12 protein-coding genes are annotated in these 14,067 nt (G+C 71.1%); 8 read left to right on the top strand and 4 right to left on the bottom strand.

Features of this window, described 5'->3' with window-relative positions; translation table 11 throughout:
- The 6 genes from rhaI to AOM09_RS05910 all read left to right on the top strand — a co-directional run bounded on the left by rhaI (position 1) and on the right by AOM09_RS05910 (position 7,383).
- On the top strand, positions 1-1,167 hold the full coding sequence (rhaI, locus tag AOM09_RS05935) for an L-rhamnose isomerase (RefSeq protein ID WP_062385590.1): 1,167 nt from the start codon (positions 1-3) through the stop codon (positions 1,165-1,167).
- Positions 1,168-1,170: 3 nt separating this feature from the next.
- Complete coding sequence (locus AOM09_RS05930) at positions 1,171-1,521, top strand: L-rhamnose mutarotase (protein ID WP_062385588.1); 351 nt, start codon at positions 1,171-1,173, stop codon at positions 1,519-1,521.
- A gap of 54 nt (positions 1,522-1,575) precedes the next feature.
- The gene (locus AOM09_RS05925; protein ID WP_062385585.1) at positions 1,576-3,612 is read left to right on the top strand and encodes a bifunctional rhamnulose-1-phosphate aldolase/short-chain dehydrogenase; all 2,037 of its coding nucleotides are present in this window, start codon (positions 1,576-1,578) and stop codon (positions 3,610-3,612) included.
- Positions 3,609-5,030, top strand: a complete 1,422-nt coding sequence (locus AOM09_RS05920; protein WP_062385583.1) for a rhamnulokinase — start codon at positions 3,609-3,611, stop codon at positions 5,028-5,030. Before AOM09_RS05925 ends, AOM09_RS05920 begins: the two co-directional genes overlap by 4 nt.
- Positions 5,031-5,040: 10 nt before the next feature.
- Positions 5,041-6,411: an alpha-hydroxy acid oxidase gene (locus AOM09_RS05915; RefSeq protein WP_082098915.1), complete on the top strand. Its 1,371-nt coding sequence runs from the start codon at positions 5,041-5,043 to the stop codon at positions 6,409-6,411.
- 141 nt (positions 6,412-6,552) lie between these two features.
- The gene (locus tag AOM09_RS05910) at positions 6,553-7,383 is read left to right on the top strand and encodes a class II aldolase/adducin family protein (protein ID WP_062385581.1); all 831 of its coding nucleotides are present in this window, start codon (positions 6,553-6,555) and stop codon (positions 7,381-7,383) included.
- Positions 7,384-7,844: 461 nt separating this feature from the next.
- Here the strand turns inward: AOM09_RS05910 and fucO are convergent, their stop codons facing one another.
- The gene (fucO, locus tag AOM09_RS05905) at positions 7,845-9,011 is read right to left on the bottom strand and encodes a lactaldehyde reductase (RefSeq protein WP_062385578.1); all 1,167 of its coding nucleotides are present in this window, start codon (positions 9,009-9,011) and stop codon (positions 7,845-7,847) included.
- Between the two features lie 180 nt (positions 9,012-9,191).
- On the opposite strand from fucO, the gene AOM09_RS05900 reads away from it, so the two are divergent.
- Together AOM09_RS05900 and AOM09_RS05895 are read left to right on the top strand one after the other, a co-directional pair.
- Positions 9,192-9,827 (top strand): MBL fold metallo-hydrolase, encoded by a 636-nt coding sequence (locus AOM09_RS05900; RefSeq protein ID WP_062385576.1) that lies wholly within the window; start codon positions 9,192-9,194, stop codon positions 9,825-9,827.
- Between the two features lie 213 nt (positions 9,828-10,040).
- Positions 10,041-10,949, top strand: coding sequence for an endonuclease domain-containing protein (locus AOM09_RS05895; protein WP_062385574.1), 909 nt, complete (start codon positions 10,041-10,043; stop codon positions 10,947-10,949).
- Positions 10,950-11,089: 140 nt separating this feature from the next.
- On the opposite strand, the gene AOM09_RS05890 is transcribed toward AOM09_RS05895, so the two are convergent.
- Genes AOM09_RS05890 through AOM09_RS05880 form a run of 3 tightly spaced genes read right to left on the bottom strand, consistent with a single transcriptional unit; the run spans position 11,090 to position 14,030 of the window.
- Entirely contained in the window at positions 11,090-11,875 is a 786-nt protein-coding gene (locus AOM09_RS05890; protein ID WP_062385947.1) for an ATP-binding cassette domain-containing protein, read from the bottom strand.
- 5 nt (positions 11,876-11,880) lie between these two features.
- Positions 11,881-12,978 (bottom strand): ABC transporter permease, encoded by a 1,098-nt coding sequence (locus tag AOM09_RS05885; protein ID WP_169747623.1) that lies wholly within the window; start codon positions 12,976-12,978, stop codon positions 11,881-11,883.
- Between the two features lie 26 nt (positions 12,979-13,004).
- Positions 13,005-14,030, bottom strand: coding sequence for a sugar ABC transporter substrate-binding protein (locus AOM09_RS05880; RefSeq protein ID WP_228375078.1), 1,026 nt, complete (start codon positions 14,028-14,030; stop codon positions 13,005-13,007).
- Positions 14,031-14,067 lie beyond the last annotated feature (37 nt).

Raw genomic sequence — 14,067 nt, 5'->3', positions numbered from 1 at the left:
ATGGCCTTCACCAGCCACGTCGCGAGCCGTCTCGAGGAGCAGGCCATCGAGCTGCCCTCGTGGGCCTTCGGCAACTCCGGCACCCGCTTCCGGGTGTTCGGCACACCGGGCACGCCGCGCGACCCGTTCGAGAAGATCGCGGACGCCGCGCAGGTGCACAAGCACACGGGCCTCTCCCCCTCGGTCGCGCTGCACATCCCGTGGGACAAGGTCGACGACTACGCGGAGCTGCGCCGCCACGCCGAGGAGCACGGCGTCGCGCTCGGCACCATCAACTCGAACACGTTCCAGGACGAGGACTACAAGCTGGGCTCGCTCGCCCACCGCGACAACCGCATCCGTCGCAAGGCGATCGACCACCACCTCGAGTGCATCGACATCATGGATGAGACCGGCTCGCGCGATCTCAAGATCTGGCTCGCGGACGGCACCAACTACGCCGGTCAGGACGACATGCGCGGCCGTCAGGACCGCATGGCCGAGTCGCTCCAGGAGATCTACGCGCGGATCGGCGAGCGCCAGCGCCTGGTCCTCGAGTACAAGATCTTCGAGCCCGCGTTCTATCACATGGACGTGCCGGACTGGGGCACCTCGTACGCCCAGGTGGCGGCGCTCGGCGAGCGCGCGACCGTGTGCCTCGACACCGGCCACCACGCCCCCAGCACCAACATCGAGTTCATCGTCATGCAGCTCCTGCGCCTGGGCAAGCTCGGCTCGTTCGACTTCAACTCGCGCAACTACGCGGACGACGACCTCATCGTGGGCGCGGCGGACCCGTTCCAGCTGTTCCGCATCATCGTCGAGGTGATCCGCGGAGGCGGCTACGGCAAGGACGGCGACACCGCGTTCATGCTCGACCAGTGCCACAACATCGAGGACAAGATCCCGGGCCAGATCCGCTCCGTGCTCAACGTCCAGGAGATGACGGCCCGCGCGCTGCTGCTCGATCGGGAGGCGCTCACCTCCGCGCAGATCGAGGGCGACGTGCTGACCGCGAACGGCATCCTCATGGACGCGTTCTACACGGACGTGCGCGCCGACCTCGCGGCGTACCGCGAGGAGCGCGGCCTGCCCGCCGACCCGATGGCCGCGTTCGCCGATTCCGGCTACCTCGCGACCATCGCCGAGGAGCGCGTGGGCGGCGTCCAGGCAGGCTGGGGCGCCTGAGCCATGCCGCGCGTGTGCTTCACGCTCCAGGTGGATCCCGCCCGCCTGGACGAGTACGTCGACGCGCATCGTGCCGTCTGGCCCGACATGCTCGAGGCCATCCGGGACGCAGGGCGGCGGGACTACTCGCTGTTCCTGCGCCCCGACGGCCTGCTCGTCGGGTACTACGAGACGGATGACGATGCGGCCTCGGCCGCGGCGCTCGCCGCGGACCCGCGCACCGAGCGCTGGGAGCGGACCATGGCGCCGTTCTTCGTCTCTCTGCCTGGCGCGCGCGCGGACCAGAGTGCTCCCCACCTGACCGAGGTCTTCAACCTCGCGGACCAGCTCGCCGCCCAGGGCCTCCCCACCTGACCTCCCCCGGCCCCGCGCCGGCACCCCTTCTTCCCCGGAAAGGACCTCTCCCTCATGACGAACCCCACCGCCGCGGACCTGATCGCGCGCTCCAACCGACTCGGCTCCGACCCGAGGAACACCAACTACGCGGGCGGCAACACGTCCGCCAAGGGCACCGACCTCGACCCCGCGACGGGCGAGGCGGTCGAGCTCGTCTGGGTCAAGGGCTCCGGCGGCGACCTCGGCACGCTGGGCACGAACGGCCTCGCGGTGCTCCGCCTCGACCGCCTGCGCGGCCTGGTCGACACCTATCCCGGCGTCGAGCGCGAGGACGAGATGGTCGCCGCGTTCGACTACTGCCTCCACGGCCGCGGCGGCGCCGCGCCGTCGATCGACACCGCGATGCACGGCCTCGTGGACGCCGCGCATGTCGACCACCTCCACCCCGACGCGGGCATCGCGATCGCGACCGCGGTGGACGGCGAGGAGCTGACCGCGACCATCTTCGGCGACACCGTCGTGTGGGTGCCGTGGCGCCGCCCCGGCTTCCAGCTGGGCCTCGACATCGCGGAGATCAAGGAGGCCAACCCGCAGGCGATCGGCTGCATCCTCGGCGGTCACGGCATCACCGCATGGGGGGACACCTCGGACGAATGCGAGGCGCGCTCGCTCCAGATCATCGACACCGCCGCGCGTTACATCGCGGAGCACGGCAAGCCGCAGCCCTTCGGGCCCGCGCTCGACGGCTTCGGCGCGCTCGAGGACGATGCGCGTCGGGCCAAGGCGATCGCGCTCGCCCCGGCGATCCGCGGCCTCGCGTCGTTCGACCGCCCGATGGTGGGCCACTTCACCGACGCCGATGTGGTGCTCGACTTCCTGGCCGCGGAGTCGCACCCGCGCCTCGCCGCGCTGGGCACCTCGTGCCCCGACCACTTCCTGCGGACCAAGGTCAAGCCGATGGTGCTCGACCTCCCGGCCGACGCGTCCATCGAGGATTCCATCGCGCGCCTGCGCGAGCTTCACGACGAGTACCGCAAGGACTACCAGGCGTACTACGACGCCCACGCCACGGCGGACTCCCCCGCGATCCGCGGCGCGGACCCGGCCATCGTGCTGGTCCCCGGAGTGGGCATGTTCTCGTTCGGCCCGAACAAGCAGACCGCGCGCGTGGCCGGCGAGTTCTACATCAACGCGATCAACGTGATGCGCGGCGCCGAGTCGCTCTCGACGTACACCCCGATCTCCGACGCCGAGAAGTTCGCGATCGAGTACTGGGCGCTCGAGGAGGCCAAGCTCCAGCGCATGCCCAAGCCGAAGTCGCACGCCACCCGCGTCGCGCTCGTCACCGGCGCCGCGTCCGGCATCGGCAAGGCCATCGCCACCCGCCTCGCGGCTGAAGGCGCGTGCATCGTCATCGCGGACCTCGACCTCGAGAAGGCCCAGGCCGCAGCCGCCGAGCTCGGCAGCACGGATGTCGCCATCGGCGTCGCCGCCAACGTCGCGGACCCCGAGGCCATCGCCGCGGCGATGGGCGAGGCGGTCCTGGCGTTCGGCGGCGTCGACCTTGTGGTCAACAACGCGGGCCTGTCGCTGTCCAAGCCCCTGCTCGAGACCACCGAGAAGGACTGGGACCTGCAGCACGACGTCATGGCGAAGGGATCCTTCCTGGTCTCGCAGGCCGCGGCGCGCGTCATGATCGCACAGCAGATGGGTGGAGACATCGTCTACATCGCCTCCAAGAACTCGGTCTTCGCGGGTCCGAACAACATCGCCTACTCCGCCACCAAGGCCGACCAGGCCCACCAGGTGCGCCTGCTCGCGGTCGAGCTGGGCGAGCACGGCATCAAGGTCAACGGGATCAACCCCGACGGCGTGGTGCGCGGCTCCGGCATCTTCGCCGGCGGCTGGGGCGCGAACCGCGCGAAGACCTACGGGATCGAGGAGGACGACCTGGGCAAGTTCTACGCTCAGCGCACCATCCTGAAGCGCGAGGTGCTCCCCGAGCACGTCGCGAACGCCACGGCCATCATCACGGGCCCCGACATGTCGCACACCACCGGGCTGCACGTGCCCGTGGACGCAGGTGTCGCGGCGGCCTTCCTCCGATGAGCGCGGCGGTCGCCGCGATCGACCTCGGCGCGACCTCCGGTCGCGTGATGGTCGGGCAGGTCGGTCCCGACACGCTCGAGCTGCGCCAGATGGCCCGCTTCCCCAACGGGCCGGTGAAGACGCCGGACGGGCTGCACTGGAACCTCCAGCAGCTCTACGCCCACGTCCTCGACGGGCTGGGCGCAGCGGCGCGCTGGGACGAGCGGATCCAGTCGATCGGCATCGACTCCTGGGCCGTCGACTATGCCCTGCTCCGCGGCGACCGTATCCTGGGCGAGCCGTTCCACTACAGGGACGAGCGCACCGCGCACGGCGTCGAGCTGGTCCACGCGGACGAGCCGTTCTCGCTGCTGTACGCGCGCAACGGCCTGCAGTTCCTGCCGTTCAACACGCTCTACCAGCTCGCCGTCGAGCGCGAGGCGGGCATGCTCGGCGTCGCCGACCGCCTGCTGCTGGTCCCCGACCTCATGGCCTACTACCTCACCGGCGCCACCGTGGCGGAGGCGACCAACGCCTCCACCACGGGCCTGCTCGACGTGGCCACCAAGGAGTGGGACGGCGAGCTGATGGACCGTCTGCGCCTGCCGCGCGGGCTGTTCCCGCGCATCGTCCAGCCGGGCGAGCGCATCGGAGCGATCCTGCCGACCGTGGCGGAGACCACCGGCCTCCTCGCGGAGACACCCGTGGTCGCGGTCGGCTCGCACGACACGGCGTCCGCGATCGTCGCGACCCCCATGACCGAGCCCGGCGGCGCGTACATCTCGTGCGGCACGTGGGGCCTCGTCGGCGTCGAGACCGAGGCGCCCGTGCTCAGCCAGGCCGCGCGCGAGGCGAACTTCACCAACGAGGGCGGCGTGGACGGGCGCACCCGGTTCCTCCACAACGTCATGGGCCTGTGGATCCTGTCGGAGGCCATCCGCGCGTGGGAGCGCGACGGCGAGACCGTCGACCTGCAGCGGCTGCTGGCCGAGGCGGAGGCCGCGGACGCCCCCATCGACATCTTCGACGCGAACGATGCGGTCTTCAGCCCGCCCGGCGACATGCCCGCGCGCATCGCGACGTGGCTGGGCGAGCGCGGCCTCCGCACGCCGCGGTCGCGCGGCGAGTTCGCGCGCTGCATCATCGAGAGCCTCGCGCAGGCCTTCGCCGAGGCGGTCCACCAGGCCGGCTCCCTGTCGAGCCAGGAGATCCGCCGGATCCACATCACCGGCGGCGGCTCGCTCAACGAGCTGCTGTGCCAGCGCACCGCGGACCGCGCCGGCCTGCCGGTGATGGCAGGCCCCGTCGAGGCCACCGCGATCGGCAACGTCCTGATCCAGGGTCGCGCGCTCGGCGCGATCTCGGGCTCGCTCGAATCGCTGCGCGACCTTGTCGCGCGTACGTTCAACCCCAGAGTCTTCACTCCGAAGGGACAGTGACCTGATGAAGATGGAGCGCCGGATCCCCCGGCCGGCGGACCTCGCGCCGCTCATGCGCTTCAAGCCGCTCGAGCTCGACGGGCGCAAGCGCCGTCTCGCGAAGGCGCACACCATCGCGGACCTCCGCGCGATCGCCAAGCGACGCACCCCCAAGGGCGCGTTCGACTACACGGACGGCGCCGCCGAGGAGGAGCTGTCGCTCGCCCGCGCACGCCGCGCGTTCCGCGAGATCGAGTTCCACCCCGCGATCCTGCGCGACGTGTCCCAGGTGGACACGTCCGTCGAGATCTTCGGCGGCCGCTCGGCCATGCCCTTCGGCATCGCACCCACCGGCTTCACCCGGATGATGCAGGCCGAGGGCGAACGCGCCGGCTCCTCCGCCGCGGGCGCCGCGGGCATCCCCTTCTCGCTGTCGACGCTCGGCACCACCTCCCCGGAGGGCGTGCGCGAGGCGAACCCCGACGGCCGCAACTGGTTCCAGCTGTACATGCAGAAGGACCGCGACAAGTCGATGCAGCTGATGCAGCGTGCGGCCGACGCGGGATTCGACACACTGCTGGTGACCGTCGACGTGCCGGCCGCGGGCGCGCGGCTCCGGGACTCGTACAACGGGTTCACGATCCCGCCGCAGCTCACCCCCAGGACGGTGCTCAACGCCATCCCGCGTCCCGAGTGGTGGTGGAACTTCCTCACCACCGAGCCGCTCACCTTCGCCTCGCTCAGCGAGTGGAACGGCACCATCGGCGAGCTGCTCGACAGCCTGTTCGACCCCACCGTCGACTTCGACGACCTCGAGTGGATCCGCGACCAGTGGCCCGGCAAGGTCGCGGTCAAGGGCATCCAGACGCTCGACGATGCGAAGGCCGTGGTCGACCGGGGCGTCGACGGCATCGTGCTGTCGAATCACGGCGGCCGCCAGCTCGACCGCGCACCCATCCCGTTCCGCCTGCTGCCCTCGGTGGCCGCGGAGCTCGGCGGGAAGACCACCATCGTGGTCGACACGGGCATCATGGCCGGCGCCGACATCGTCGCGGCGCTGGCGTGCGGCGCGGACTTCACGCTCGTGGGCCGCGCCTACCTCTACGGCCTCATGGCCGGCGGGCGTGAGGGCGTGGACCGGACGATCGAGATCCTGTCGAAGGAGATCGTGCGGACCATGAAGCTGCTCGGTGTCTCGAGCGTGGCCGAGCTCAACCCCGACCACGTCACCCAGCTGCAGCGGATGGTGCCGGTCGCGCGTCCAGGTGCGGCCGTGGCTCCCCCGGCGGTTTCCACGCCGGCCCCGGCCCCGGCCAAGCGTGCGGCGGCGAAACCGCGCGCCAAAGCCGCGAGCAAGCCCGCCGAGGGCCTGGTCGCGAGCCCGAACCGCACCACGAGCTGACGCGCGTCCGCGCCATGCGCACGGTCCTTTCGCACCGGGACCTTGGACACATCCGGCACGCCCCGCACCATGATTGAATCGTTTCATTCCCGGAAGGGACGGCGCGCCGCAGGGGTCGCGTCACCGACACAGGAGGACACCGTGACCGCCACCGACCAGCCGAAGCCCACGCTCGACGAGATCATCGCCCAGATCGGAGAGGCGGGCGCCCGCATCTGCGACATCGAGGCCTCCGAGGCCGGCGCCGGCAACATCTCGGTCTACATGGGCTGGGACGTCGAGGTCCGCCGTCACTTCCCCCACGCCGAGGAGATCGAGCTTCCGGTCCCCGCCCCGGCGCTCGCCGGCGGCACCGTGCTCGCGACCGGCTCGGGCCGCCGCCTGCGCCAGATCGAGCAGGAGCCCCTCGCCGCGATCGGCGCGGTGAAGATCCACGCCGACGGCCACACCGGAACGCTCTACACCGCCAACGTCCGCAAGTTCGCGCGCCTCACCTCCGAGTTCAACTCGCACCTCGCCGTGCACCAGGACCAGGTCGAGCGTCGCGGCATCGACTTCCAGGCCGTCGTCCATGCGCAGCCGCCGCACCTCACGTACCTCTCCCACATTCCGGCCTACCGCGACACGGCCCGCATGAACGGCGCGATCCTGCGCTGGGAGCCGGAGAGCATCGTCTCGCTGTCGCAGGGCATCGCGGTCCTGCCGTTCTTCATCCCGGGCTCGGAGGAGATGGGCCGGGCGAACGTCGAGGGCCTGCGCGACTTCGAGATCACGCTGTGGTCCAAGCACGGCACCATGTCCCGTTCGGACATCTCCGTCTACCGCGCCGTGGACCGCGTCGAGTACGCCGAGACCGGCGCGAAGTACGAGTACATGGACATCGTGGCCGGCGGCCGCGCCGAGGGCCTCACCAAGCAGGAGATCTCCGACGTCGCGACCACCTTCGCCATCGACTCCCCCTGGCTCGCCTGACCCCCTCCGCACGCGCCGAAGGCTCGCGCTCCCTCGCCGGGGACGCGAGCCTTCGGCGCAAGCCGGACCCCGGCGATCCCTCGGCGAAAGTGGCATCGAATAGTGCTGGCGGAGGCGCTGCTGGACTCCAGTGGCAGCGCCAGGTGCGATCCCGGCACGGAGCCACGGCCGGAGCCCTGCCGGAGCCCTGCCGGAGCCCCGCCGGAGCCCTGCCCGAGCCCTGCCCGAGCCCTGAGTAGCGAACTGCCAGCCTGCGGGCGTCCCCGCGGCACAGCCGTGCCGGCATCGCACCAAGCAATGCCGAGACATCCGTTCCGCAGCTCACGTCGCACTATCCAATGCCACAGCCACAGTTGGGCGCAGGATCTGCGGACACGCCCGCTTGGACGGCCACGCACACGGGCCCCGGCGCCACCTCGCGAGAAGGCGGCATCGGGGCCCGTCTGCCAGGGCGGAAGGCGTCAGCCCACGGTCACACCGAGCAGGGAGCGATAGAGCGTTTCGAACTCCTCGACGGTGGTGTCGCGGGGGTTGCCACCCGCGCACACATCGTCGAAGGCCGCCTGCGCGAGCGCCGGGATGTCCTCGGACCGGGCGCCGATCTCGTCGATGCCGAGCGGGTTGCCCAGGTCGCGCGTGAGCGCCGCGACGGCGTCAACCGCGGCCTCGCGAGCCTCCTCGAGCGGCAGGGCGTACGCGTCGGCCACACCGAAGGCGGCCGCGATGTCACGGTACTTCTCCCCCGTCGCCGGCGCGTTGAACGCCATCACCGGCGCGAGCAGGATGCCGTTCGCGACGCCATGCGGAGCCGAGTAGAAGGCGCCGAGCGGGTGCGCCATCGCATGCACGATGCCCAGACCCACGTTGGAGTAGCCCATGCCCGCGATGTACTGCGCGAGCGCCATGCGCTCCATGGCCTCGGCGTCGCCGTCGGCGGCGGCACGCAGCGAGGCCGCGATGACCTGGATCGCCTTGAGGTGGAACAGGTCGGAGAGCTCCCAGGCCCCCTTGGTGGTGTAGCCCTCGATCGCGTGCGTCAGCGCGTCCAACCCCGTCGCGACCTTGAGCGCGCGCGGCGCTGTCGCCATCATGTCGGCATCCACCACCGCGAGGATCGGGATGTCGTGCGGGTCGACGCACACGAACTTGCGGCTGCGCTCCACGTCGGTGATGACGTAGTTGATGGTGGTCTCGGACGCCGTGCCGGCGGTCGTGGGCACCGCGATGATCGGAACCGCGGGGTTCCGGGTGGGCGCGACCCCTTCGAGCGAGCGCACATCGGCGAACTCGGGGTTGGCGACGATGATGCCGATCGCCTTGCACGTGTCCTGGGGCGAGCCGCCGCCCACGGCGATGAGCACATCCGCGCCGGAGTCCCGGAAGGCGGCCACTCCCGCCTGAACGTTCTCGATGGGCGGGTTGGGAAGCACGTCGCTGTAGACCTCGTACGGGAAGCCTGCCGCGTCGAGCAGTCCGGTGACCTTGGCGGTCACGCCGGTCGCGATGAGCACCGCATCCGAGACCACGAACGCCTTGGCGAAGCCGCGCGAGGCGAGCTCCCCCGGGATCACCTCGATGGACCCCGCCCCGAAGTACGCGGTCTGGTTCCAGATCATCCGATGTGCCACGTTGCACCTCCCGTGCGAGCCCGCGCGCGGCACATCGCCGCTGGAGACGCCGGCCCATCGCGTGAATCGTTTCACTGGGCGGAGGGTCGCGTGAGAGGCTTTGGTCCCGGGGAGCACGCAGCTATGCTCATTCAGTGGAAGTCACTTTCTCTTAGTGAGACGATCCCGCGAAGGAGCGCCATGCGCCTCACCCACCTCGGTCACGCCTGCTTCCTCGTGGAGACGCAAGCCGCGCGCCTGCTGATCGACCCCGGCGTGCTGTCCGCGTTCGAGGGCGTCCGAGAGCTCGACGCGGTCCTGGTGACGCATGAGCACGCGGATCACGTCGACATCGACAGGCTCGGCCCGCTGCTCGCGGCGAACCCGCGCGCCGCGCTCGTGGTGGACGCGGACACGGCACCCGCGGTGGCGACGCTGCCGATGGGCGCGGTAGCGGCCAGGCCCGGCGACCGCCTCTCATTCGGCGGCTCGACGGTCGACGTGCTGGGAGGCCTCCACGCCGCGGTCTACGGCCCCGTGCCGGGCTGCACCAACAACGCCTACCTGGTCGACCACGGCGCGTTCCTGCATCCCGGCGACTCATGGGTGCGCCCCGAGGTCCCGGTCGACATCCTCGCGGTGCCGATCGACGGCCCGTGGCTGAAGCTCGCGGACGCGATCGACTACGTGCGTGACATCGCGCCACGCGTCGCGGTGCCCATGCACGAAGGTGAGACCACCGACCCCGGCAAGTACGGCGGCATGCTCGCAGGACTGAGCCCCGAGGGCGTGGTCCAGCGGCTGGCCCCGGGCGAGGCGACCTCCTTCGACGGCTGACTGGCCCGCCCGACCCACCCCGAACCTGCCCGGCCCACCTGAACCCACCCGACGCCGCCACCGGCATGGGCATCGGCATCGGCATCGGCATCGGCATCGGATGGTGCGATCGCGACACGCCAATGGCGGCATCGGCATGGACTGGTGCGACGTTCTCCACAGAATCGCGATCCGGGCGGCGCGAGGAGTCGAGGACCGGCTACTCCTAAGCCCATGGCCCGCCCCGCTCGTCTCCCCGAAGAGGTGCATCGCGGCGCGCGCACGTACACCTGGCCGGAGCTGGTCGCCCTCGCGAGCGTCCACCAGGTCCGCGCCGCGGTGGCGTCGCAGGAGGTCTCAGCCGTCCTCCCGGGTCGCTACGTGTCGACGCCCCACCTGTGGTCGCTGCGCACGCGCGCGCACGCCGCCACCGCCGCGGGCGCGGGAGTCCTGACGGGCGCGGCCGCGCTCTTCGCGTGGGGCGGTCTCAAGCGCGCGCCGGACCGGGTGCTCGTCACCCGAGCGCGGGGCCACCGCCTTGCGACGCGACCGTGGCTCGAGTCCATCGAGACCCGCGCGACGATCGCGGTCGCAGGGAACTGGGGTCCCGTTCCCGTCGCCTCCCCCGCGGTCGCGTGCGTGCACGAGTGGATGCGCGGCGACCCCGACCGCCGCGCCGGCCGGGTCATCGAGGCGCTGCAGAGGCGCGCCACCACCACCGACGCCATCCGGGAGGTACTCGCCGACACCGCTCGCTTGCGCGACCGCGCGGGACTTATCGAGACGCTCGCTGCGTTCGACGGGGGCGCCCATAGCTTCCTCGAGCTCGAGGCGATGCTTCGGACCTTCTCGGGCGAGGAGTTCGCACGGTTCGTCCGCCAGCATGAGGTTCGCGCACGCGGCCGTCGGTACGTCATCGACATGTATGACGCCGCGACCCGGACGGCGGTCGAACTCGATGGGGACGAGCGTCACGCGTACGGCGAAGACCGCGAGCGCGACCTCGACCGCGACGCGGATCTCGCGACGCTCGGGATCCAGACCATCCGGCTCACGTATCGGCGTGTCATGGACACGCCCGACTGGTGCAGAAGGACCGTGACGGCGGTACTGCAGGCACGGTCGCACTACCGGATGCCATAGTGCCGAACTCGGTCCGCTGGCCACACGATCCGATGCCGGAGGGGGCTGCGGCGGGGGCCGGAGGGGGCCGGACAGCACGATGCCGGCGGGAGGTCCCGCCGGCATCGGCTCCCCCGGCCCCGCGCAGGCGCGGGACGCCCTCAGTCGAACATCGAGCCGCGCGCGCCGGTGATCCACCCGACAACATGGTCGGTATCGGTGTCCTCGGTCGCGACGTCGGCGACCTTGCGCCCCCTGTTGAGCACCACCATGCGGTCGCAGACCGCGGAGGCGAGCTGGAGGTTGTGCGTCACCAGCACGATCGCGATCCCCTGATCGGCCATCCGCCTGACGAGCGCCTGGACCACCTGGGTCTGCTCGTAACCAAGCGCGGCGGTCGGCTCGTCGAGAAGCAGCACGCCGTTGTGCCCACCCGACACGCGGGTCGCGCTGCGCGCGAGGGCGACCACCTGCCGCTGTCCGCCGGAGAGCATCTCGACCGGCCGGGTCATCGCCGCGGTGCGGACGCCGAGCTTGTCCAGCTCCGCCTCCGAGCGCTTGCGCTGCGCCTTGTGGTCCACGAAGCCCAGCAGCCCGAACAGGCCGGGCCGGAGGATCTCGCGCCCGATGTTGAGGTTGGTGGCGATGTCGAGCGCGTCGACCAGCGCGAGGTCCTGGTAGACCATCTGGATGCCCGCGTGGGTGGCGGCGCTCGGCGAGTGCAGCTCGACCTCCTTGCCGTGCACCCGCACGGTGCCGGACGAGGGCCGGTGCGCACCCGACATGATCTTGAGCAGCGTGGACTTGCCGGCGCCGTTGTCGCCGAGGAGCCCGACCACCTCGCCCTGGCCCACGTGGAAGTCGATCGAGTCGAGCGCCCGCACGTACCCGTAGTGCATGTCGATGCCCGCGAGCTCGAGCGCCGGCGCTGTCGTGGTCGTCGCCATCGCGATCACCTCGTTCCTGTGTGGACGGACGCCTGCGCGGTGGCCATGAGCCGCCGCGAGACGGAGGCGGTGACCCACCGCTCGAGCGCGAGCGAGCCGATGAGCAGCACGCCCGTGACGCCCGTGGCCCAGTACGGCTGCACGCCCTTGATGGTGAGGCCGTTCGCGATGGTCGCCAGCACCAGCGCTCCGACGAGCACGCGGGGCAGGCTCCCCCGCCCGCCCACGAGCGAGACGCCCGCGAGGGCGACGGCGGTGAGTGCCGTGAAGATCAGCGCCGGGCTCGCGCTGGGGTTGGCCTCGGTGACGGTCGCCGTGGTGACGAGCCCGCCCAGCGCCGCGCACGTGCTGCTGATGACGAAGGCGAGCACCTTGTAGCGATCGCTGTGGATCCCCGACCGGCGCACCGCCTCGGCGCTGCCCCCGACCGCCATGAGGCGGATGCCGTCGCGCGTCTTGGTGAGGAACACCGTGCCGACGAGGAACACGCCCGCCGTGATCCACACCGGCGCGGGGATCCCGAGGTAGCGCTGCGTGCCCATGAAGTCGAGCTGGGTGAGGCCCGGGAACGTGTACCCGCCCGCGATGATCGAGGCCGCCGCGGAGGTGATCGACAGCATCGCGATGGTCACGATGATCGGGTTGAACCCCCGCAGCGAGATCACGCCGTTGACGAACCCGACCAGCGCGCCCGTGACGATGCCCACCACCAATGCGAGCCACACGGGCAGGCCGGTGGTGATCATCCAGCCCGCGATGCAGCTCGACAACGCGGCGACGCCGGGGATCGACAGGTCGAGCGCGCCGCAGATGATCCCGACCGCGACGCCCGCGGCGAAGATCGCGCTGATGGCGGCCGCGTTGGCGACCAGGATCGCGTTGTTCAGCGTCGCGAAGTACGGGTTCGCCCACACCGCGAACACCGCGATGATGAGGATCCACAGCACGAAGATGCCGCGGTCGCGCAGGAAGATGAGACCGCGCACGCCGGCGCTGTCCTTGGCCGGGGACGCCGAGGCGGCTCCCGGGGGCGGAGCGGCCGGAGCGGCGGCTCCCGGGGTCCCGGGAGTCGCCGTGCCGCCCGCCTCAACAGGGCTGGTCATCGTCATGTCTTTCTGCCAGGCGCCGATCAGGAGGCCGCGTTGGTGACCTTGAGCGGCACGGTCAGCTCGGGACCGACCGCGGTCGGATCCATCTGCATCTCGGCCAGGGTGTCGAAGGACTGGATCATGTCCTCCTCGAACTGGAGGGCCACCGTCGCGTACATCGTGCCCGCCTCGACCAGCCCCAGCACCTCGTCGTTGCCGCCGAAGTCGGTGACGCACGGCAGGTCCTTGCCGGCCGCCTTGAAGGCGCCGATCGCACCCAGCGCGCCCTCGTCGTTGGCGGCCGCCACCACGTCGACCTCAGGGTGGGCCTGGAGGATCGAGCCGACATCGGTCTGCGAGGCCGCACGGTCGGTGATATCCCAGGTCTGCACCACCTCGACGCCGGGCGCGGTCGCCTCGAGGGCCTCGAGGAACGCCGCGTCGGACTCCTCCTTGCCCGCGGTGCCCGCGGGCGAGGCGCCGTAGATGATCGTGGCCTCGCCGCCCAGCTTCTCGTTGATGCACATGCCCGTCTGCTCGCCGAGCGCGGCGCCCCCGGCCTCGTAGTCGATCGTGTCGAACGTGATGCCGGCCTGCGGGCCGTCGAAGCCGTAGTCCGCCGGCACGCCGTTGATGAGAACGGGCACGCCCTTCTCCTGCGCCGCGTGGAGCACGTCGGTCATCGAGGCGGGTGCAATGGCGATGATCCACAGCGCGCCCGCGCGGCCGGACTCGAGGACCTCGGTCACCTGCTGCACCTGGGTCGCCGGGTCGAGCTTGGGGTCCTGGACGATGACCTCCCAGCCCTGGCTGCCGCCGTAGCCGGACACGCCGTCGGACAGGCCCTGCATCGCGGGGATCGACAGCGCGAGGGGCGCGAACACCAGGGTCTTCGGCAGGTCCGAGGCCGGAGCCTCCGACTCCATGGCCGCCGGCTCCGTCGCGCTCGGCTCGGCCGAGGTCGAGGCCTCGCCCGTGCCGTCGGACGAGCTGCACGCCGTGAGGATCACGAGCGTGGTCGCCGCGCCGACGGCGAGCAGCGACCTCTTGAGTGAATGACGAGTCATGCTCACGGGAATCTCCTTTGATGTCCGCGATGGGATG

Origin of the sequence: Demequina iriomotensis, from assembly GCF_000971395.1 — a bacterium.
Lineage (GTDB): Bacteria > Actinomycetota > Actinomycetes > Actinomycetales > Demequinaceae > Demequina > Demequina iriomotensis.
Note: the sequence above shows the minus strand (reverse complement) of the source record. Positions and strands in the feature narration are given on the sequence as shown.